The 20329-nt window shown below is 69.7% G+C and carries 18 protein-coding genes; 15 read left to right on the forward strand and 3 right to left on the reverse strand.

Features of this window, described 5'->3' with window-relative positions; translation table 11 throughout:
- Positions 1-168: 168 nt before the first annotated feature.
- The 4 genes from argH (at position 169) to OG714_RS41070 (ending at position 4936) form a co-directional block, all read left to right on the forward strand.
- A complete protein-coding gene (gene argH / locus OG714_RS41055; protein ID WP_406128771.1) occupies positions 169-1599 on the forward strand; it encodes an argininosuccinate lyase in 1431 nt (476 codons plus the stop codon).
- A gap of 176 nt (positions 1600-1775) precedes the next feature.
- The gene (locus OG714_RS41060; RefSeq protein ID WP_406128772.1) at positions 1776-2747 is read left to right on the forward strand and encodes an aldo/keto reductase; all 972 of its coding nucleotides are present in this window, start codon (positions 1776-1778) and stop codon (positions 2745-2747) included.
- 102 nt (positions 2748-2849) lie between these two features.
- Complete coding sequence (locus tag OG714_RS41065) at positions 2850-3416, forward strand: TetR/AcrR family transcriptional regulator (RefSeq protein WP_406128774.1); 567 nt, start codon at positions 2850-2852, stop codon at positions 3414-3416.
- Positions 3413-4936 (forward strand): MFS transporter, encoded by a 1524-nt coding sequence (locus OG714_RS41070; RefSeq protein ID WP_406128775.1) that lies wholly within the window; start codon positions 3413-3415, stop codon positions 4934-4936. The genes OG714_RS41065 and OG714_RS41070 overlap by 4 nt, the downstream gene beginning before the upstream one ends.
- A gap of 72 nt (positions 4937-5008) precedes the next feature.
- On the opposite strand, the gene OG714_RS41075 is transcribed toward OG714_RS41070, so the two are convergent.
- On the reverse strand, positions 5009-5680 hold the full coding sequence (locus tag OG714_RS41075; RefSeq protein ID WP_318021589.1) for a lysophospholipid acyltransferase family protein: 672 nt from the start codon (positions 5678-5680) through the stop codon (positions 5009-5011).
- Between the two features lie 320 nt (positions 5681-6000).
- Here OG714_RS41075 and OG714_RS41080 point away from each other — a divergent pair, with 320 nt between their 5' ends.
- The 3 genes from OG714_RS41080 to OG714_RS41090 all read left to right on the forward strand — a co-directional run bounded on the left by OG714_RS41080 (position 6001) and on the right by OG714_RS41090 (position 8309).
- On the forward strand, positions 6001-7185 hold the full coding sequence (locus OG714_RS41080) for a glycerophosphodiester phosphodiesterase (protein WP_406128777.1): 1185 nt from the start codon (positions 6001-6003) through the stop codon (positions 7183-7185).
- A 73-nt stretch (positions 7186-7258) separates the two neighbouring features.
- Positions 7259-7765, forward strand: coding sequence for a sigma-70 family RNA polymerase sigma factor (locus tag OG714_RS41085; RefSeq protein ID WP_406128779.1), 507 nt, complete (start codon positions 7259-7261; stop codon positions 7763-7765).
- 46 nt (positions 7766-7811) lie between these two features.
- Positions 7812-8309, forward strand: a complete 498-nt coding sequence (locus tag OG714_RS41090) for a GNAT family N-acetyltransferase (RefSeq protein ID WP_033282214.1) — start codon at positions 7812-7814, stop codon at positions 8307-8309.
- On the opposite strand, the gene OG714_RS41095 is transcribed toward OG714_RS41090, so the two are convergent.
- Positions 8299-8739 (reverse strand): hypothetical protein, encoded by a 441-nt coding sequence (locus OG714_RS41095; protein WP_406128781.1) that lies wholly within the window; start codon positions 8737-8739, stop codon positions 8299-8301. The genes OG714_RS41090 and OG714_RS41095 overlap by 11 nt on opposite strands.
- A gap of 1 nt (position 8740) precedes the next feature.
- Entirely contained in the window at positions 8741-9100 is a 360-nt protein-coding gene (locus OG714_RS41100; RefSeq protein WP_406128783.1) for a hypothetical protein, read from the reverse strand.
- Between the two features lie 50 nt (positions 9101-9150).
- Between OG714_RS41100 and OG714_RS41105 the strand changes: the two genes are divergently transcribed.
- From OG714_RS41105 to cobT, 8 genes are all read left to right on the forward strand, one after another.
- On the forward strand, positions 9151-9801 hold the full coding sequence (locus tag OG714_RS41105) for an HAD family hydrolase (protein ID WP_406128784.1): 651 nt from the start codon (positions 9151-9153) through the stop codon (positions 9799-9801).
- Between the two features lie 324 nt (positions 9802-10125).
- Positions 10126-11160, forward strand: a complete 1035-nt coding sequence (locus OG714_RS41110; RefSeq protein ID WP_406128786.1) for a methionine ABC transporter ATP-binding protein — start codon at positions 10126-10128, stop codon at positions 11158-11160.
- Entirely contained in the window at positions 11157-11882 is a 726-nt protein-coding gene (locus OG714_RS41115) for a methionine ABC transporter permease (RefSeq protein WP_406128788.1), read from the forward strand. Before OG714_RS41110 ends, OG714_RS41115 begins: the two co-directional genes overlap by 4 nt.
- 90 nt (positions 11883-11972) lie before the next feature.
- Positions 11973-12809, forward strand: a complete 837-nt coding sequence (locus OG714_RS41120; RefSeq protein ID WP_406128789.1) for a MetQ/NlpA family ABC transporter substrate-binding protein — start codon at positions 11973-11975, stop codon at positions 12807-12809.
- A 32-nt stretch (positions 12810-12841) separates the two neighbouring features.
- Positions 12842-13675 (forward strand): MetQ/NlpA family ABC transporter substrate-binding protein, encoded by an 834-nt coding sequence (locus OG714_RS41125; protein WP_406128791.1) that lies wholly within the window; start codon positions 12842-12844, stop codon positions 13673-13675.
- 143 nt (positions 13676-13818) lie between these two features.
- On the forward strand, positions 13819-14457 hold the full coding sequence (locus OG714_RS41130) for a GNAT family N-acetyltransferase (protein ID WP_406128792.1): 639 nt from the start codon (positions 13819-13821) through the stop codon (positions 14455-14457).
- Between the two features lie 115 nt (positions 14458-14572).
- Positions 14573-15796, forward strand: coding sequence for a precorrin-6y C5,15-methyltransferase (decarboxylating) subunit CbiE (cbiE, locus tag OG714_RS41135; RefSeq protein WP_406128794.1), 1224 nt, complete (start codon positions 14573-14575; stop codon positions 15794-15796).
- 384 nt (positions 15797-16180) lie between these two features.
- A complete protein-coding gene (gene cobT / locus OG714_RS41140) occupies positions 16181-20188 on the forward strand; it encodes a nicotinate-nucleotide--dimethylbenzimidazole phosphoribosyltransferase (RefSeq protein ID WP_406128796.1) in 4008 nt (1335 codons plus the stop codon).
- Positions 20189-20329 lie beyond the last annotated feature (141 nt).

The following is a 20329-nucleotide window of genomic DNA, read 5'->3' on the forward strand; positions in this document are numbered from 1 at the left end:
AAACGCGGCGCCTGCGTTCGGCGAGAAGTACGGGTAAGCGGTTGCTGTTGTTCAAGGGTCACTAAAATTGACGAATCATGCAGTACTCTGCATAATCATGCATGCGAGACAATGCAGGGACAGCGCAGAACAACGCGACCCACCCACGGCCTTTGAGGAGCAGCGCAAGTGAGCAGCAACAGCGGTGACGTACGGCTCTGGGGCGGTCGTTTCGCCGACGGTCCCGCCGAGGCCCTGGCGAAGCTGTCCGCGTCCGTCCACTTCGACTGGCGGCTCGCGCCCTACGACATCGCCGGTTCCCGCGCCCACGCGCGTGTGCTGCACAAGGCGAACCTCCTCACGGACGACGAGCTGACCCGGATGCTCGCGGGCCTGGACCAGCTCGAAGCGGACGTCGCCGACGGCTCCTTCGTGGGCACGATCGCCGACGAGGACGTCCATACGGCCCTGGAACGCGGCCTGTTGACCATCCTCGGCCCCGACCTCGGCGGCAAGCTGCGGGCCGGCCGCTCGCGCAACGACCAGGTGGCCACCCTCTTCCGCATGTGCCTGCGCGACCACGCCCGTTCGATCGGCGGCCTGATCGCCGACCTCCAGGACGCGCTGGTCGGCCTCGCGGAGGCCCACCCGGACGTGGCGATGCCCGGCCGCACCCACCTCCAGCACGCCCAGCCGGTGCTGTTCGCCCACCACGTGCTGGCCCACGTCCAGTCGCTGTCCCGGGACGCGGAACGCCTGCGCCAGTGGGACGAGCGCACGGCCGTCTCGCCGTACGGCTCGGGCGCGCTCGCGGGTTCCTCCCTCGGCCTGGACCCGGAGTCGGTGGCGAAGGACCTCGGCTTCGAGCACGGCAGTGTCGCCAACTCCATCGACGGCACGGCCTCCCGCGACTTCGTCGCCGAGTTCGCCTTCATCACCGCGATGATCGGGGTGAACCTCTCCCGGATCGCCGAGGAGATCATCATCTGGAACACGAAGGAGTTCTCCTTCGTGACGCTGCACGACGCGTTCTCCACGGGCTCGTCGATCATGCCGCAGAAGAAGAACCCGGACATCGCGGAGCTGGCGCGCGGCAAGTCGGGCCGCCTGATCGGCAACCTGACGGGCCTGATGGCCACGCTCAAGGCCCTCCCGCTCGCCTACAACCGCGACCTCCAGGAGGACAAGGAGCCGGTCTTCGACTCCATCGACCAACTCGAGGTCCTGCTCCCGGCGTTCACCGGCATGATGGCCACCCTCACCATCCACCGCGACCGCATGGAGGAGCTCGCCCCGGCCGGCTTCTCCCTCGCCACGGACATCGCCGAGTGGCTGGTCAAGCAGGGCGTCCCCTTCCGTGTCGCCCACGAGGTCGCCGGCGAGTGCGTCAAGGTCGCCGAATCCGAGGGCATCGAACTCGACGGCCTCACCGACGAACAGTTCGCGAAGATCTCCCCCCACCTCACCCCGGAGGTGCGGTCGGTCCTGAACGTGCCGGGCGCCCTGGCATCTCGAAACGGCCGTGGGGGTACGGCCCCGAGCGCGGTGGCAATCCAACTGGCTGAGGTGAAGCGGGACTTGGCGGTTCAGCACGCCTGGGCAACGGCCAAGAAGAAGTAGGCCTGGGCATTCTGCCCCCAAGGGCCGCAGGCCCTCTGGGGGCGCGGGGAACTGCGCGACAAGCCACGATGTGCCCGCAGTCGCCAGAACACCGCAAGCCCCGAGCTCTGAAGCGCAGGTCATCGCGGGTTACGTTGGTCGAAGCCGTACCGGAGCCGACCAAGACGGAGCCCGCGATGCCCTTCGCCCGACTGGCAACAGCAACAACCCCCACCAGCCACCTCGGACTGGGCCTCGCCGCCGTGGGCCGCCCCGGCTACATCAACCTGGGCCGGGAAAAAGACCTCGGAGAGACCCGCACCGTAGAAGCCCTCCGCACCCGCACCCACGAACTCCTCGACGCCGCCTACGCACAAGGCGTCCGCTACTTCGACGCAGCCCGCTCCTACGGCCGCTCAGAGGAGTTCCTCGCGGACTGGCTGACCGCACACCCCGACCTCGACGACATCGTGGTCGGTAGCAAGTGGGGCTACACCTACACCGCGGACTGGACCACCGACGCGGAGAAGCACGAGGTCAAGGACCACGGCGTCGGTACGTACGAACGTCAGCGCGCCGAGACCGCGAGCCTCTTCGGCGACCGCCTCGACCTCTACCAGATCCACTCGGTGACCCCCGACAGCCCGGCCCTCACCGACAAGGAACTCCACGCGAGACTGGCCGAGTTGGCGGCGACAGGCGTGACCGTCGGCTTCTCGACCAGCGGCCCCGCCCAGGCAGACGCGATCCGCGCCGCGCTCACCGTGACAGTGGACGGCGAGCCCCTCTTCCGTACCGTCCAGTCGACCTACAACGCCCTGGAGACCTCGGCGGGCCCGGCCCTCACCGAGGCGCACGACGCCGGCCTCACGGTGATCGTCAAGGAGGGCATGGCCAACGGAAGGCTGGCGGAGCCGTACGCCCCGGACGCCCTGAAGGCCGTGGCCCAGGAGACATCCCTCGGCGCCGACGCGGTCGCTCTGGCGCTGATCCTGCGCCAGTCGTGGGCCGGCGTGGTCCTCTCCGGCGCGGCCACCCTGGAACAGCTCGCCTCCAACCTGCACGCGGCGGCCGTAGACCTCGACGAGGACCAACTGGCCCGCCTGGCAACGCTGGTGGAGGAACCGGGCGCGTACTGGGCGCGGCGCGGCCGGCTGCCCTGGCACTGACGGGACACCTACACGTACACCTACACCTGCTCCGGTCCGGAGTGGCGAGTCACGCATGCCCATTATGAGACGCGAGTGTCTCATGTGGGTTATGGTTGTCTCATGGCCGTCGACCGTGACCACGTACTGCGCAGCGCAGCCGCCCTGCTGACCCGGAAATCCACGTCCACCATGGACGAGGTCGCCAAGGCGGCCGGAATCAGCCGGGCCACGCTGCACCGCCTCTTCGCGGGGCGTGACGCCCTGGTCCGCGCACTGGAGGCGCTGGGCATCGCCGAATGCGAGGCGGCCCTGGACACGGCGCGCCTGGACGAAGGTCCCGCGCACGACGCCGTACGACGACTGGTGCGGGCGCTGGAACCGGCGGCCGGCCTGCTCGCGTTCCTCTACTCCGAGAACCAGCTGTTCGAGGGCGAGGAACAGAACGAGGGCTGGACCCGGATCGACGACCGGATCGCCGCGCTCTTCCGGCGCGGCCAGTCGAGCGGCGAGTTCCGCATCGACCTCACCCCGGCCTGGCTCACCGAGGCCCTGTACGGCCTGATGGCCTCCGGTGCCTGGGCCGTCCAGGAGGGCCGGGTGGCGGCCAACGACTTCACCCACATGATCGTCGAGCTGTTGCTCGGCGGCGCACTACGCAGAGACGAAACACGGAGAGAGGAATCATGACCAGCACCCTGCAGCCGGCACTCGCGTCGGAGACGGAGAAGCGCCCGGGCCGTTGGCTCGCGCTGTCCGTCCTGGTGCTCGCCGTGCTGCTGGTGGCCGTGGACGCGACGGTCCTCGGCCTGGCAACCCCTTACATCAGCGAGGACTTGAAGCCGTCCGGCACCCAGCTCCTCTGGATCGGCGACGTCTACTCCTTCGTCATCGCGGGCCTGCTCGTGTCGATGGGCAGCCTCGGCGACCGGATAGGCCGTAAGAAGATCCTGCTGATCGGAGCCACCGCCTTCGGCGCGATATCGATCCTCAACGCCTATGCCACGACACCGGAGTTGATGATCCTGGCGCGGGCGCTCCTCGGCGTCGCGGGCGCGACCCTGATGCCCGCCACCCTCGCCCTGATCCGCAACCTCTTCCACGACCCGCGCGAGCGCAGCCTCGCCGTCGGCATCTGGGGCGCAACTGCCTCCGCCGGTACGGCAGTCGGCCCTGTCGCGGGAGGCTTCCTCCTCGAACACTTCTGGTGGGGCTCGGTCTTCCTCATCAACCTGCCCGTGATGGCGGTCCTGGTCCTGGTGGGCATCAAGACACTCCCCGAGTCCAAGAACCCCAGCCCCGGTCCCTGGGACCTGATCAGCGTCACGCTGTCCCTGGTCGGCGTGATCGGCGTGGTCTACGCCGTCAAGGAAGCGGCGACCCACGGCTTCGAGTTGCCCTCGCTCGCGGTGGGCGCCCTCGGCGCGGCGGCCCTGTACTGGTTCGTACGCCGCCAACTCACGCTCCCGGCACCCCTGTTGGACATGCGCCTGTTCCGCAACCGCGGCTTCAGCGCGGCCGTCCTGGCCGACCTGCTGACCATCCTCGGCCTGTCCGGCCTGGTGTTCTTCCTCTCCCAGTACCTCCAACTGGTCCAGGGGAGGGGCCCGTTCGAGGCGGGCCTGGCCGAAATCCCCGCCGCGGTGGGCGCGGTGGCGGCAGGTCTGATCGCGGGCAGGACGGCCCGCCGTTTCTCGGTCCGTGCGGTGGTCGCCGGCGGCCTGGCGGCAGTGGGCCTGGCACTAGCCGTACTGACGACTCTCAACCAGTCGACCGGCTACCCGCTCCTGGGCGCCGCGCTCCTGGTGGTCGGCGTGGGCGCCGGCTTCTCCTTCACGGTGACAGCCGACGTCATCCTCTCCTCCGTACCGAAGGAACAAGCGGGCGCGGCATCGGCGGTTTCGGAAACGGCCTACGAGTTGGGCGCGGCCCTGGGCATCGCCGTACTCGGCTCCATCGTGACGAGCGTGTACCGGGGCTTCGCAGCTCCGGCGGGAACGCCGAGCGGCGCGCACGAGTCGTTGGGCGGCGCGGTGGAAGCGGCGGCAGGCATGCCGACCCAGGCGTCCCAGGAAATGCTGACCTCGGCGAGAGAAGCCTTCGTCAGCGGCCTCAGCGTGGCATCGGCGGTAGGCGCAACAGTCCTACTGGCAACGGCAGTTGCGGCATGGTTCATGCTGAAGAGCCAGAAACTCGAAGACGCCGGGTAAGGGAAGCGCCCCGAAAGGGGCGCGGGGAACTGCGCGACCAGCCCCCACGCACCCGCACCCAACAACGAACCCTTACGCGGCCTTGGCTTTCGTGGCGTACATATCCACGTACTCCTGCCCCGACAACCGCATGACCTCGGTCATCACAGAGTCCGTCACGGCCCGCAGCACATACCGGTCCCGGTCCATCCCCTCGTACCGAGAGAACTCCATCGCCTCACCGAACCGAACAGTGACCTTCCCCGGCCGGGGAAAACCCGCACCGCCCGGCTGCAACTTGTCCGTCCCGATCATCGCGAACGGAACAACAGGCGCCCCGGTCATCATCGTGAGCCGGGCGATCCCGGTCCGCCCCCGGTAGAGGCGGCCGTCGGGCGAGCGCGTCCCCTCGGGGTAGATCCCGAAGACCTTGCCCTCCTCCAGGATGCGCCGCCCGGTCATCAGCGCCGCGACGCCGCCGTTCGCCCCGTCCCGGTCCACCGGAATCATGCCGACGCCGGTGAAGAACCAGGCCATGAGACGGCCTTTGAAGCCCTCGCCGGTGACGTACTCGTCCTTGCCGATGAAGAGCACCTGCCGGTCGCAGACCAGCGGAAGGATCATCGAGTCGATGAACGTGAGGTGGTTGCCGGCCAGGATCACCGGACCGTCTCCCGGGATGTGCTCGATTCCCTCCACCCGGGGGCGGAACATCAGGCGCATGATCGGTCCGAGCACTGCCTTGATGAGCGCGAAGCGGGACAACGGGCCCTCCGGTGTCAAGGGGTTCGATATAAATCTGTGCAGGTGAGGACGATACTCGCGGGGCCCGGGGTATTGCACATCGGGTTCACCGAGGTCTTACGCAGTGTTGACGCACGTTTACCTGCGGTGCCGCGCCAGGACCGTCCCGTAACCGGGCCGCCATGTTGTGACGCATCTCGCGTTCCTCGGTGACAGCGCGTCAAACCTGCCAGACGGTACGACATCCAGCGTCAGCGCCGTGTTCCGGCCGAGGTCTCCCGTTCGTCATGTACGCGCACCTACGATCGGCGCGCAGCGACGGGGCGACGCCAGGAGGTTTCATGGACACGCAGGGAACGCAGGGGCCGAACGAGCGAGTGGGCGGCACCGGACGACGGGCGCTGCTCGGCGCCGCCGTGCTCGGCGCGGGAGTGGCCGCACTCGGACCGGCGGGCGCGGCGAGAGCCGCCGAGGCGACGACGGCCCGCCACGGGGGCGGCGGCCTGAAGGACCTGCCCAAGCCGACGATCGTCGGGCACCGCGGCACCAGCGGCTACCGCCCGGAGCACACCTTCGGCTCGTACAACCTGGCGCTCGACATGGGCGCCGACATCGTCGAGGCCGGTGACCTCGTCCCCACCAAGGACGGCCACCTGGTCTGTCGGCACGAACCGGAGATCGGCGGCACGACGAACGTCGCGGACCACCCCGAGTTCGCCTCCCGCAAGACCACCAAGCTGCTGGACGGCGTCTCCACGACCGGCTGGTTCACCGAGGACTTCACGCTCGCCGAGCTGAAGACCCTGCGCGCGATCGAGCGCATCCCGGTCAACCGCCCGCACAACATGCTCTACAACGGCCGCTGGGAGATCCCCACCTTCGAAGAGGTCCTCAAGTGGCAGGACGAGCAGACCCGCAAGCGCGGCAAGCAGGTCTGGATCTACCCCGAGATGAAGCACCCCACCTACTTCCGCAAGCGCGGGTTCGAGATGGAGAAGCTGCTCTCGACGATCCTGCGGCGGCACGGAAAGGACCGTAAGAACTCGCCGGTCCTAATCCAGTCCTTCGAGCCGACCAGCATCGCGAAGATCAACAAGCTCGTCGGCAACCCGCTGGTCGTGCTGCTGTCCGGCACCGGCACCCGCCCCTTCGACTTCGTCGACCTGGGCGACCCGCGCACGGTCGACGACCTGGTCACGCCGAAGGGTCTCGCCGAGATCGCGACCTACGCGGACGGCCTGGGCCCGACGCTCGACCTGATCATCACGAAGAACGCCGACGGCAGCCTGAACAAGGAGACCACCCTGGTCGCCGACGCGCACAAGGCGGGCCTGATCCTGCACCCCTACACCATGCGCAACGAGAACCCCTTCCTGCCGCTGGAGTACCGCAAGGGCAGCGCCGCGGACGCCTACGGCGACGCGTTCGGCGCCTTCAAGCGGTACTTCGCCACCGGCATCGACGGTGTCTTCACCGACAACGCCGACACCGGTCTCCTCGCCCGCGCGGACTTCGTCAACGGCTGAGCCCCGCGCCCCGTTGGAGTGACAGACGGCCGCCCCGGCAACCTCGTGCCGGGGCGGCCGCGTCGTGCCGCATATGACGCACCAACTTGTCGCCACCTTGCGCCCATTGCTCGCCGCCGAGGCCTCGGCTGAGGCATATGCCTCCGGAACCGAGCCCGGCGACCTCGAACAGGCCGTCTGGCTCCGCCTCCTGGAACGCCTCGACGCCTCCGGCCCCCCGGTCGACCCCCAGCGCTGGCTCCGCCGCGCGGTCCGCTCGGAGGCCCAGCGCACCCGCCGTACCGCCCGCCTCGAGCAGTCGTACGACGATGATCCGGTCGACGACAGCGACCGCGGCCCCGAGCAGGCCGCGCTCACGGCGGCGCGGCATCGCGCGCTCCATGACGCGGTGCGCCGGCTGCCGGGCCGTTGCCCGCGGCTGATGGAGGCGCTGCTGTCGCCCAAGGACCTCACTTATCGCGAGATCGCGGGGGAGTTGGGTATCTCACAGGGCAGTCTCGGCCCGGAACGTTCCAGATGTCTGGGATGTCTTCGGCGATTGCTGACGCCGGAGGTTGCGGCCCACGAAGCACGGGGATAGGAGTGAGGAATCAAGTGGCGATCAGGTGAGCGGGAGGCGTGCGCACATGGGCATGAGCGTGACCATCTCGGTGGCGACCGAGCAGGACTCAGAGCAGATCTTCAGGCTGCAGTACCTGTGCTTCCAGAGTGAGGCGGCGCTGTACGGCAACTACCGCATCGACCCGCTCGTCCAGAGTCTCGACTCGGTCCGGAGCGAGGTCGGCTCCGACTGCGTCTTCGTCGCCCGGCTTGGCGAGGAGGTGGTCGGATCGGTCCGCGGCACGGTGACGGAGGACGGCGCGGCGGCCATCGGCAAACTCTGCGTCCACCCGCGCCTCCAGGGCCACGGCATCGGCGCCCGCCTCCTCCGCGCGGCCGAATCGGCCCTCGCCGGTGAGCGCGGCGCCAAGAAGTTCCGCCTCCACACCGGCCACCGCAGCGAGGGCAACCTCCGCCTGTACCGCCGCGTCGGCTACGAGACCGTGGGCACCTCCCAGGGCGACGACGGCGTACCGATGATCGTCCTGGAGAAGCCGGTCGAGGCGTACGTCGCTACGGCGTGACGGTGTCGTCGGCCGTGCGGTTCTTCCGCAGCCAGTAGAGCGCGGACAGCGGCAGCAGCACGGGGATGAAGATGTAACCCGCGCCGTAGTACGACCAGACCGTCGCGTCCGGGAAGGCCGAACTGTCGATGACGGTCAGCGTTCCGACGACGAGCACACCCGCGAGTTCGGCGGCGCAGCAGACCTGTGCCGCCCTGCGCGCCGTCTCGCCGCCGCGGATCAGGGAGTACGTGATGAATCCGTACACCACGCCCGCCACGGCCGACAGGGAGTAGGCGAGCGGGGCCCGGTCGAACTCGGTGGCGATCTGGTAGACGGAGCGGGAGACCGCGCCGACGACCATCACGCCGTAGAACCAGACGAGCAGCAGGCCGGGCCCGCCGATGAGCCGCTTCGGCCGCTCTTCCGCGTTCTCTTCCGTGGCCGTCAACTCAGCCTCCCCAGATGTCGTAGAGCCGTACTTCGAGCACGGCGAGGACCACGCCGCCGGCCGCGGCCGTGATCGAACCCCAGCGGGTGCGCTCCGTCAGGGACATGAGACCCGCCGCCGGGACGGTCGCGAACGCGCCCAGCAGATACGCCACGAAGATCACGGTGCCCTGCTCCGCCTTCTCGCCGCGCGCCAACTGCACGATCCCGACCACCAGTTGGACCGTGGCCAGCAGGGTGACAACGGCCATGCCGGTGAAGTGCCAGTCCTTGGTCGGCTGATCACGGTAGGCCGCCCACCCGCACCAGGCGGCGAGCAGCAGCGCGGCGACACCGATCGCCAGCGTCAGGGCATCAAGCATGCAGTGACCCTATTACGGGCCATAAGGCCGCTGACCGTAGGGTCGAGTGCATGACGATCCACGCTCAAGCCCTCCTGTTCGACAACGACGGCACACTCGTCTCCTCCCTCGAATCCGTGCGCCGGTGCTGGACCCGGTGGGCGGCCGAGTTCGGGATCACCGCCGAGGACTTCGCTCGGGTCGAGCTGCACGGGCGGACCGCCGTGGCGATAGCCGCCGACCTGCTGCCCGCCGACGTCGTCCCGGCCGCGGTCGCGCGGATCGAGGCGCTGGAGGTGGAGGACGTGCCCAACGGGGGCGCCGTTCTCCTGCCCGGCACCCGGGACTTCCTCGACTCGCTGCCCGCCGACCGCTGGGCCGTCGTCACCTCCGCCACCCGCCGGCTCGCCGAGGCCAGGCTCGCGCACGCCGGCATCCTCCCCAAGACCCTCGTCGTCGCCGAGGACGTCACGCGCGGCAAGCCCGACCCCGAGCCCTACCTCCTCGCCGCCCGCCAACTGGGCGTCGACCCGGCCCACTGCGTCGTCTTCGAGGACGCCCCGGCGGGACTCCAGGCCGGCCGCGCGGCCGGAATGATCACCGTGGCATTGGCCACAACCCACGAGGCCCACGAGCTCGACGCCGACCTTGTTGTGAGTGACCTGTCAGCCCTGTCCGCGCTGGTCAGCGACGGGGGAGTGGAGATCTCCGAGCGCGGCTGACGGGCGTCCGCCGCTGTCCGGGATGCGGACAGCGGCCCTTTGTCAGGACCGTACGTCTGCTTTACTGATTCCATGACCACGACGAGCTACCGCACCCTTGCGACCGAGGCGACCCTGACGCCCGGTGCTCGTTGTATGTGTCGAATGTGCGCCTTCTAGAGGGCCCCCGCACCATCCCAGAGCCTCGCGCCCCGAAGCGAGCCGTCGTGGCATGTGCATGTCCATACGCCCTGTGCCGTATGTGACCGACGCCGCCCCGCGCACATTTCCCCCCTCGTACCAGGGCACACCCACGCCCGCGTACCCGACAGTCATGGAACCCCAGTGATCACCACATCGGGCCTGACCAAGGTCTACCGCTCACGCGGCCGTGAGGTCACCGCCCTCGACGGCGTCGACCTCCACGTCCGCGAAGGCGAGGTCTACGGCGTCATCGGCCAGTCCGGCGCCGGCAAGTCCTCGCTCATCCGCTGCGTCAACCTGCTGGAGAGGCCCACCGCCGGCACGGTCACCGTCGCCGGGCAGGACCTCACCGCCCTCGCCGGGCGCGGACCCCGCGCCGGACGGGAACTCCGGCAGGCGCGCAGCCGTATCGGCATGGTTTTCCAGCACTTCAACCTGCTCTCCTCGCGGACCGTCCAGGACAACATCGAGCTGCCGCTCGAGATCCTCGGCACGTCCGGGAAGGAGCGCTCGCGCAAGGCACTTGAGCTGCTCGACCTCGTCGGGCTCGCCGACAAGGCGAAGTCCTACCCGGCCCAGCTCTCCGGCGGCCAGAAGCAGCGCGTCGGCATCGCCCGCGCGCTGGCCGGCGACCCCAAGGTGCTCCTCTCCGACGAGGCCACCAGCGCCCTCGACCCGGAGACCACCCGCTCGATCCTCCAGCTGCTGCGCGACCTGAACCGGCAGCTGGGTCTGACCGTCCTGCTCATCACCCATGAGATGGACGTCGTCAAGAACGTCTGCGACTCGGCCGCCCTGATGGAGAACGGCCGCATCGTCGAGTCCGGCACGGTGAGCGAACTGCTCGCGACCCCGGGCTCCGCGCTGGCCTCCGCGCTCTTCCCGGTCAGCGGAGAGGCGCACGGCGAGGACCGCACGGTCGTCGACGTCACCTTCCACGGCGAGGCCGCCACCCAGCCGGTCATCTCCCAGCTCTCGCGCACCTACAACATCGACATCTCGATCCTCGGCGCCGCCATCGACACCGTCGGCGGACTCCAGGTCGGCCGTATGCGCATCGAACTGCCCGGTCGCTACGAGGACAACGTCGTGCCGATCGGTTTCCTGCGCGAACAGGGCCTGCAGATCGACGTGTTGGGCCAGGAGCCCGTACTGCTGAGGGAAGGTGCCAAGTGACCTGGTCCGAGATGCAGCCGCTGCTGTCCCAGGCGTGTTGGGACACGCTGTACATGGTCGGCTGGTCCACGGTCATCGCCGTCGTCGGCGGACTCCCGCTCGGCATCCTGCTCGTCCTGACCGACCGCGGCGGACTGCTCCAGAACGTCGCCGCCAACAAGGTCATCGGGCAGATCGTGAACGTCGCCCGCTCGCTGCCGTTCATCATCCTCATGGTCGCGCTGATGAACTTCACGCGGACCATCACGGGCACGACGATCGGCCGCGAGGCCGCCATCGTGCCGCTCGCGATCGGGGCGATCCCCTTCTTCGCGCGCCTCGTTGAGACGGCTGTCCGGGAAGTGGACGGCGGGCTCGTCGAGGCCGTGCAGTCCATGGGCGGCAACACCTGGACGATCGTGCGCAAGGTCCTCGTGCCGGAGTCCCTGCCCTCGCTGATCTCCAGCACCACGACCACGATCGTCGCGCTCATCGGCTACTCGGCCATGGCCGGCACGGTCGGCGCCGGCGGCCTCGGCGACATCGCCATCCGCTACGGCTACCAGCGCTTCGAGACCCAGCTGATGTGGATCACCGTGGCGATCCTCGCGGTCGTCATCTCCCTCATCCAGTTCGCCGGCGACTACGCGGCCCGCTCCATGCACCGGCGCGGCGGACAGTCCGGTCCCGGGCCCAGGCTCCGGCTGCTCAAGGCGTCCACCGCGACGAGCGAGACCGTCTGAGCCGGACCGTTCGTCGCTCCCCCCCAGAACTCCCCGCACCACCCATCGCGGGGTCGTACCACGCAACACCCTTCAGGAAAGGCACTTTTCGTGCGTAACACCGCAAAGCTCACCACTGCCGTCCTCGCCGCCGGAGCCCTCACCTTCGCGCTCTCGGCCTGCGGCTCGGACAAGGGTTCCTCCTCGGCCTCCTCCGACTACAGCGGACCGCTGGTCGTCGCCGCGAGCCCCACGCCGCACGCCGAGATCCTCGACTACGTCAAGGACCACCTGGCGAAGAAGGCCGGACTCGACCTGGAGGTCAAGGAGTTCACCGACTACGTCACGCCGAACACGGCGACCGAGGACGGCTCGGTGGGCGCCAACTACTTCCAGAACCAGCCGTACCTGGACGACTTCAACAAGAAGAACGGCACCCACATCGTGCCCGTCGTCACGGTCCACCTGGAGCCGCTCGGCCTCTACTCCCACAAGGTCAAGAGCGCCGACGCCCTCAAGAGCGGCGCGACGGTCGCCGTCCCGAACGACAGCGTGAACGAGGCCCGCGCCCTCAAGCTGCTCGCGGCGAACGGCCTGATCACCCTCAAGTCCGGTGTGGGCAACGAGGCCACCCCCGCGGACATCACCAAGAACCCGAAGAAGCTCAAGTTCAAGGAGCTGGAGGCGGCCCAGACCCCGCGCTCCCTGGACGATGTCGACGCGGCCGTCATCAACGGCAACTACGCCATCTCCTCGGGTCTGAAGCCCGCCAAGGACGCCCTGATCCTGGAGTCGGCGAAGAACAACCCGTACGGCAACTTCCTCGCGGTCGAGAAGGGCCACGAGAAGGACCCGCGCGTCAAGAAGCTCGCGAAGCTGCTCACTTCGCCCGAGGTGAAGAAGTTCATCGAGGACAAGTACGCGGGTTCCGTCATCCCGTCCTTCTGACCGTCTTTCCGAACAGAGCCGGGGGAATCACCATGCGCAAGAGCATCGCCGTCACGGCGGCGGGACTCGCCGCTGCCTTCGGCCTCACGGCCTGCGGTTCGGGCTCCGACTCCGGCAAGGGCGGCGGCAAGGACGACGGCACCCTCGTCGTCGGCGCCACCGCCATGCCGGCCGGCGAGGTCCTGACGTACATCAAGGACGATCTGGCCGCGAAGGCCGGACTCAAGCTGGAGATCAGGGAGTTCACGGACTACGTCCTGCCGAACACCGCGCTCCAGGAGGGCTCGCTGGACGCGAACCTCTACCAGAACCAGCCCTTCCTGGACGAGTTCAACAAGTCCAAGGGCACCGATCTGGTCTCGGTCGTCCAGGCCTACCTGCCACCGATGGGCGTGTACTCCAAGAAGATCAAGGACATCGCGAAGCTCGCCGACGGAGCCACCGTCGCCGTGCCGAACGAGACCACCAACGAGGGACGCGCCCTCAAACTCCTCGCCGCCAAGGGGCTGATCACGCTCAAGAAGGGCGCGGGCACGGACGCGTCCCCTGCGGACATCTCGTCTAACCCGAAGCACCTGAGGTTCAAGGAGCTGGACCCGGCCCAACTGCCGCGCTCGCTCGACGACTTGGACGTGGCCGTCATCAACAACAACTACGCCCAGGACGCGGGCCTCAGCCCCGCCAAGGACGCGATCCTCCTGGAGTCGGCGAAGGACAACCCGTACGCCAACCTCCTGGCCGTCAAACGCGGCAACGAGGACGACCCCCGGGTCGAGAAGCTCGCGAAGCTTCTCGTCTCCTCCGACGTGAAGAAGTTCATAGCGGAGAAGTACAAGGGCTCCGTCCTGCCGGTGACTTCAGGCTGACGGGGGCGTATACGGCGTATCACCACGCACGGGGTCCACTCGCTCACCGCGGGTGGACCCCGTGGTGCGGTTCACTGTTTTCATGCTGCATGCTGGGCAGTTCAGGTTGCCCTGAACATTTTCCGAAGGTTACGGAGCGGCGCATGACGAGCACCTTCCCCAACATCTCCATCAGCACGGAGCGGTTGGTGCTGCGGCCCCTCGACGAGGACGACATCCCCGCGCTGACGGAGATGATGAACGACGAACAGGTCGGGTCCTGGACCGACGTCCCCCAGCCCTACACCGAGGACCGGGCCCGCCGTTGGATCACCGAGTACGCGCCCACCGAACGCACTTCGGGTCGCGGCCTCGACCTCGCCGTCACCGAGTTCCTCACCCAACGGCTCGTCGGCATCGTCCAGTTGAGCAAGACCAACTGGCATGTCCGGTCCACCGAGCTGTCGTACATCATCGCGCCCTGGGCCCGCGGTGAGGGCTACGCCTCCGAGGCGGCGCTCGCCACCGCCCAATGGCTGTTCGGGGACCAGAAGTTGGAGCGCATCGAGCTGCGCACCGCCGCCGACAACACGGCCTCCCAGCAGGTGGCGCAGAAGATCGGCTGCATCAGCGAGGGCGTCCTGCGGGGCGCGTGCATAGCGCACGTCCACGCCGACGACGGCACCTGGTCCGACGTCCGCACCGACTTCATCGTGTGGAGCCTCCTCCCCGAGGACTTGGAGGGCACGGCCGAACAGCTCGCCGACGTCGACGGTTTCACGTCACTCGCCGACTGGAACTGAATTCGGCGGGTACGACCACGGGAGCACCGCCCAGCCGCACCAGGTACCCTCACGGTGCCCGCGTACGGGCCGCTTCCCCCGACTACCCGCGAATCACCCCTGGAGACTGACGACGATGGCCGACCGCGTCACGGTGATCGGCTGGGACGGCTCTCCGCTGACCGCCGCGGCACGCTCCGCCCTCGCCGCCGCCACCTTGGTGGCCGGCGCTCCCCACCATCTCGCGCTCCCCGAGGTACCACCGCGTGCCGAGCGCATCCGCCTCGGCAGCGTCGCCCTCGCCGCCCGCCGCATCGCCGGCCACCGCGGCACCGCGGTCGTCTTCGCCGACGGGGACCCCGGCTTCTTCGGAGTCGTACGGACCCTGCACGCACCCGAGTTCGGCCTGGAGGTCGAGGTCGTCCCCGCCGTCTCCTCCGTGGCCGCCGCCTTCGCCCGCGCCGGGATGCCCTGGGACGACGCACAGGTGGTCGTCGCACACAGGCGCACCCTGCGACGCGCGGTGAATGTGTGCCGGGCCCACACAAAAGTCGCCGTCCTCACCTCACCGGGCGCCGGCCCGGCCGAACTCGGTCTCCTCATGGAGGGCGTCCACCGCACCTTCGTCATCTGCGAGGAACTGGGCACCGAGCACGAGCAGGTCACCGTCCTCACCTCGGACAAGGCCGCCGACCGCACCTGGCGCGACCCCAACGTGGTGATCGTCATGGGCGGCCCGGTCGGCCCGGCCGTCACCGGAACCAGCGGTGAGGGCTGGATCGCCGGCCGCGACCCGGCCGCCGTCGCCCGCGGCTGGACCCTGCCCGCCGAGGCCTACGGCGGACACCTGGGCGAAGGGGAGACGGATCTGCTCCGGGCCGCCCAACTCGCCCGCCTCGGCCCGCGCGTCGGAGACCTCGTGTGGGACATCGGCTGCGGCAGCGGCGCCTTCGCCATCGAGGCCGCCCGCGCCGGGGCCGCCGTCATCGCCGTCGACCGAGACACCCAGGCCTGCACCCGCACCGACTCCGCCGCCCGCAGCTTCGGCGTGCACCTCCAGATCGTCCAGGGAGACGCCCCGCACATCCTGGAGAACCTCCCCGAACCTGACGTAGTACGCGTCGGCGGCGGGGGAGTGGCCGTCGTCTCCGCGGTCGCCGACCGGCGCCCGCAGCGCATCGTGGCGCACGCCTCCACCCGCGACGAGGCCGAACTCGTCGGCCGCGATCTGACGGAGCACGGCTACCACGTCGAGTGCGCCCTCCTGCAGTCCGTCGAACTCGACACCAGGGCTTGGACGGAGACCGAGCGGAGCGTCGCGTTCCTGCTCAGCGGCCTCCTTCCGGAGCGCGTTTCGTGACCCCTCGTACCGTCCCCGTGATCCTGTTGTCGTACTGCGCGCGGTAGGCTGGCGGACTGTTGTACCGCATCGGGTGACCCGGCACTTCGTTCATCAATGTCCGGAAAACCCGCCCGTTTTGGGGTGAGTGTGGTACGGCGGAACCGGAGGACGCGCAACGTGGCGCAGTCCACAGCGGGCCGTCGCGGGTCAACCTGTCGCGACGGCCGAACGGCCGCGACAATGCCAGTCGATGGCTTTGTCGTCTAAATGGCTTTGTCGCTTTTTGACGTCGGGTCGTTCGTGCCGCTGGACAGGCACGCTCGTTCTCCACTGCGGGGCGGTCGGTGCGCCGTTCCCGGTGAGCGGGTCGTAGAAGCACTAACCGATGGGCGAGGGGTACGCATGACCGACACCGGCCAGATCCCGGCCGAGGGGCTGCCGGAGAACGCAGGCATGGTGGAACAGCCAGGCGTTCCCGCGCACGGCGCGTACACCTACCTCTCCGAGACCACCGCCGAGGACGAAGACCTGTTGCTGCTGCCGGGCGCCCAGGGCGCTTGGGGCAACGAGGTCCCGCCCCCCGCCCCCGAGCCCGTCGTCGAGACGGTCCAGGAACCGGCTCCGCAGGAGGCCGCGCCGCTTGAGGCGGGTGTTCATGAGCCGGGCGCGCAGGAGGCTGCCGCGCACGAGGCCGCTGTGCACGAGGCTGGTCCCTACGAGGCCGCCGCGCATGAGCCGGGTCCGCACGAGACGGCCGGCCGTGACAGCGGTTCCGTCGATCTGGGAGGCGTCCGACTTCCCGCACCGCCGCCGCCCGCGCCGGTTCCGCCGCGCCGCCCGCTGCACCTCGGCCCGCCCCTCCCCGACACCTCCGCGAGCCCGGTCCGCTCCCTCGCCGACCGCGGCCCCGCGGGCGCACCGGTACGGCAGCAGGGCCCGCCGACGACCGGCCCCGAGTACTTCGACGCACCCCAACTCCGCGCCCTGCCCCCGCAGGGCGCGACTCCCTGGGGCGCCCAGGCTCCGGTGAGCGCGGGGGTACCGGCAGCGGAAACGGTTGTTCCGGTTGGCGAACCGGCTGGCCAGTCCCTCGGCGGGGGGATCGCCATGGCCTTGGACACAGGGGTTGTCGCCCCGGAGCCCGAACCGGGTCCGGTCATGACCGCGGGTGCGAGCACCGGCAAGGACGCCGACCTGGCGCAGGCTCCCGACGCCGGCGGGGCGTGGCAGGGACATGGGCAGATGTTCGCGGGGGAGCCCGCGGCCGCTTTCGCCCACGTGAGCACGGAGAGCTCCGGGAACGCCGGTGTCGGTGTCGCCGAGGTGGGGCAACTGCCGGAGAGCGCCGAGGAGTTGGCTGCCGAGCCGGCCCAGGCGCAGGCCCAGGCGCACGATCAGGTACACGACCAGGCGCAGGCCCCGGTGCAGGCGCAGGTGGATGTGCCGGGTTCTGAAGCGGGGTTCGCGCCGGTTGGTGGCGGGCTCGGTGGTGACGCGCTCGGTGGTGACGCCGGGTACGTGCCGGAGGGCGCGGGTGCCTTCGAGGCCGTGCCGGTTGCCGGGGACGCGTTCGTCGTGGATGCCGTGCAGGAGCCGGAGCAGGTCGCTGCTCCCGTGGCCGTGCCGGGTGCCGATGTCGCGCCGGAGCCTGAGGCCGTGCAGGTCTCCGAGGAGGCGTTCGCTTCCGAGGGTGAGGCCGAGGTTGATGCGTTGCCGGAGACCGTTGGCGTGGCGGAAGCCGGTCAAGGCTTCGACGCCGGTTTCGCTGCCGCGAACGAGCAAGGTGCCGAGGCCGAGGTGGTCTACGGCGCCGAGCAGGTTGCCCCCCAGCCCGTAGTCGCTCAGGGTCCCGAAGAGGTACTCGCGCAAGCTGTCGCTCCCGAGCCGGTGTTGGCTCATGACACCGCGCAGGCACCCGAGGCCGTAGCCGCTCCGGAGCCGATCCAGGCAGAGGACGTCGCGTACGCCCTCGCACCCACAACCGCATCCGCACCCGACCAGAATCTCGAAGCTCCGCACGCTCACGAGATCACCCCCGTCGACGAGACCGCGGCCATCCAGGAAGCCGAGCAAACTCCGCCGGTTTTCCCGGGAGTTGAGACACCCCTCGCTCCCGAGGCCGCACCCCTCGCCGAAGGCATCCCGGCCCCGGTCCAACTCGCCGAACCGGAGGTCGAAACCGAGGCTGAAGCGGAGGTTGAGGCAGAGGCTGAGGCCCAAGCCACACCGGCCCCCGAGCCCGTCGTAGCCGAAGTCCACGCGACGGAGACGGCGGAGCCGCTCCTCCCCGTCGGCCCGCAGACGCACCCGGTAGCCCCCGAGGCCATCCATCTCGCGCAGCAGGCCGAGGACGGGTCCCTCTCGACCGGTGTCGCGATGGAGTCGGAGCCGGAGGTGCAGCCCCGGCCCCACCCGGACGACTCCCTCGGCCGTTTCGTCCCGGTGGAAGGCTCCGTGCCCACCACCCCGCACCTCGCGCCGACCCCGCCGCACCCCCTCATCCTCCCCGCGGAGGAAGCCTTCGCCGCCGTCTCGGCCCCTCGTGAGGCGGACCCGGCCGACCCGGACCTCGAACCGGAACTCGTGCAGCACGCGGACGACCTGGACACCCGGGCCGCCGATCAGGAAGAAGAGAGCACGGCCGTAGTGGAAGCGGAAGACGTACGAGAGTCCACCGGCCCCGCGGCACCCGCCTACGACGACGCCGAGCGCGAGGCCGTGCTGAAGGTGATGCGTGAGCGCCGGGACATCCGGAACGGCTTCCGCAGCGACCCGATCCCGCACGACGTGCTGCTGCGGGTACTTGAGGCGGCGCACACCGCGCCGTCCGTCGGGCACTCCCAGCCGTGGGACTTCGTCGTCATCCGTTCCGCCGACACGCGCCGGAACATGCACGAACTGGCCCAGAGCCAGCGCGAGGCGTACGCGAAGTCGCTGCCGAAGGGCAGGGCGAAGCAGTTCAAGGAACTGAAGATCGAGGCGATCCTCGACACCCCGGTGAACATCGTCGTCACCGCCGACCCGACCCGTGGCGGCCGCCACACGCTGGGCCGCCACACGCAGCCGCAGATGGCGCCGTACTCCGCCGCGCTCGCCGTCGAGAACCTCTGGCTCGCCGCCCGCGCCGAGGGCCTCGGCGTCGGCTGGGTCAGCTTCTTCGACGAGCGCGAGATGGTCCGCGCGCTCGGCCTGCCGGAGCACCTGGAGGTCATCGCGTACCTCTGCGTCGGCTACGTCGACGAGTTCCCGGACGAGCCCGAGCTGATGCAGGCCGGCTGGTCCAAGCGCCGCCCGCTGTCGTGGGTCGTGCACGAGGAGACGTACGGCCGTCGCGCGCTGCCCGGCGAGGACCCGCACGACCTGCTCGCCGAGACCGTCGCCGGTATCCGCCCGCTGGACGCGAAGGCGCTCGGCGAGGCGTGGGAGCGGCAGAAGCGGATGACCAAGCCGCCGGGTTCGCTCGGCATGCTGGAGATCATCTCCGCGCAGCTGGCCGGTCTTTCCCGACAGTGCCCGCCGCCGATCCCGGAGCCCGCGGCCGTCGCGATCTTCGCCGGCGACCACGGGGTGCACGCGCAGGGCGTCACCCCCTGGCCGCAGGAGGTCACGGCCCAGATGGTCGCCAACTTCCTTGGCGGCGGGGCGGTTTGCAACGCCTTCGCGAGCCAGGTGGGCGCCGAGGTCTGCGTCGTCGACGTGGGCGTCGCGTCCGAACTCCCGGCCACGCCAGGCCTGTTGCCCCGCAAGATCCGCGCCGGTACGTCCGACATGACGACCGGTCCGGCGATGTCCCGCGAGGAGGCCAAGCAGGCCATCGAGGTGGGCATCGAGACCGCCCGCGACCTCGTGGCGGCCGGCAACAAGGCTTTGCTCACCGGTGAGATGGGCATCGCGAACACCACCGCGTCCGCTGCCCTGATCTCGGTCTTCACGGACACCGACCCCGCCGAGGTGACGGGCCGCGGAACCGGCATCAACGACGAGACCCTGGCCCGCAAGACGGAGGTCGTGCGCCGCGCGATCGAACTCCACCAGCCGGACCCGGCCGACCCCATCGGCGTCCTCGCCGCGGTCGGCGGCTTCGAACACGCGGCCATGGTCGGCCTGTTGCTCGGCGGCGCGTCCCTGCGTACGCCGGTGATCCTGGACGGCGTCAGCGCCGGCGCCGCCGCCCTGGTCGCCCGCGCGATCGCCCCCGAGGTCCTCGCGGCCTGCATCGCGGGCCACCGCAGCGCCGAACCCGGCCACGTGGCGGCGCTGAACAAGCTCGGCCTGCGCCCCTTGGTCGACCTCGACCTCCGCCTCGGCGAGGGCACGGGCGCGCTGCTCGCGTTGCCGCTGGTGCAGAGCACGGCGCGGGCGATGCACGAGGTGGCGACGTTCGACTCAGCCGGCGTCACCGAGAAGTAGACCCGGACCGGGGGTGGGGTGGGCACGCGCTCCGTCGCGCCCACCCCACCCCCGCCGTACGCTGAACGCACTCTAAAATCCGCACGTCAGGGCCGCTCCAGAGCCGTAGCGCCCACCGCACGCCCGTCCGAGGAGCCGCAC

The organism is Streptomyces sp. NBC_00989, assembly GCF_045162655.1.
GTDB lineage: Bacteria > Actinomycetota > Actinomycetes > Streptomycetales > Streptomycetaceae > Streptomyces.

Coding starts and splice junctions, on each gene's coding strand:
- OG714_RS41080 (WP_406128777.1), top strand. CDS start 6,001: ATGGACACGCAGGGAACGCAGGGGCCGAACGAGCGAGTGGGCGGCACC.
- OG714_RS41105 (WP_406128784.1), top strand. CDS start 9,151: ATGACGATCCACGCTCAAGCCCTCCTGTTCGACAACGACGGCACACTC.
- OG714_RS41125 (WP_406128791.1), top strand. CDS start 12,842: ATGCGCAAGAGCATCGCCGTCACGGCGGCGGGACTCGCCGCTGCCTTC.
- OG714_RS41085 (WP_406128779.1), top strand. CDS start 7,259: ATGACGCACCAACTTGTCGCCACCTTGCGCCCATTGCTCGCCGCCGAG.
- cbiE (WP_406128794.1), top strand. CDS start 14,573: ATGGCCGACCGCGTCACGGTGATCGGCTGGGACGGCTCTCCGCTGACC.
- cobT (WP_406128796.1), top strand. CDS start 16,181: ATGACCGACACCGGCCAGATCCCGGCCGAGGGGCTGCCGGAGAACGCA.
- OG714_RS41070 (WP_406128775.1), top strand. CDS start 3,413: ATGACCAGCACCCTGCAGCCGGCACTCGCGTCGGAGACGGAGAAGCGC.
- OG714_RS41060 (WP_406128772.1), top strand. CDS start 1,776: ATGCCCTTCGCCCGACTGGCAACAGCAACAACCCCCACCAGCCACCTC.
- OG714_RS41130 (WP_406128792.1), top strand. CDS start 13,819: ATGACGAGCACCTTCCCCAACATCTCCATCAGCACGGAGCGGTTGGTG.
- OG714_RS41100 (WP_406128783.1), bottom strand. CDS start 9,100: ATGCTTGATGCCCTGACGCTGGCGATCGGTGTCGCCGCGCTGCTGCTC.
- OG714_RS41065 (WP_406128774.1), top strand. CDS start 2,850: ATGGCCGTCGACCGTGACCACGTACTGCGCAGCGCAGCCGCCCTGCTG.
- OG714_RS41090 (WP_033282214.1), top strand. CDS start 7,812: ATGGGCATGAGCGTGACCATCTCGGTGGCGACCGAGCAGGACTCAGAG.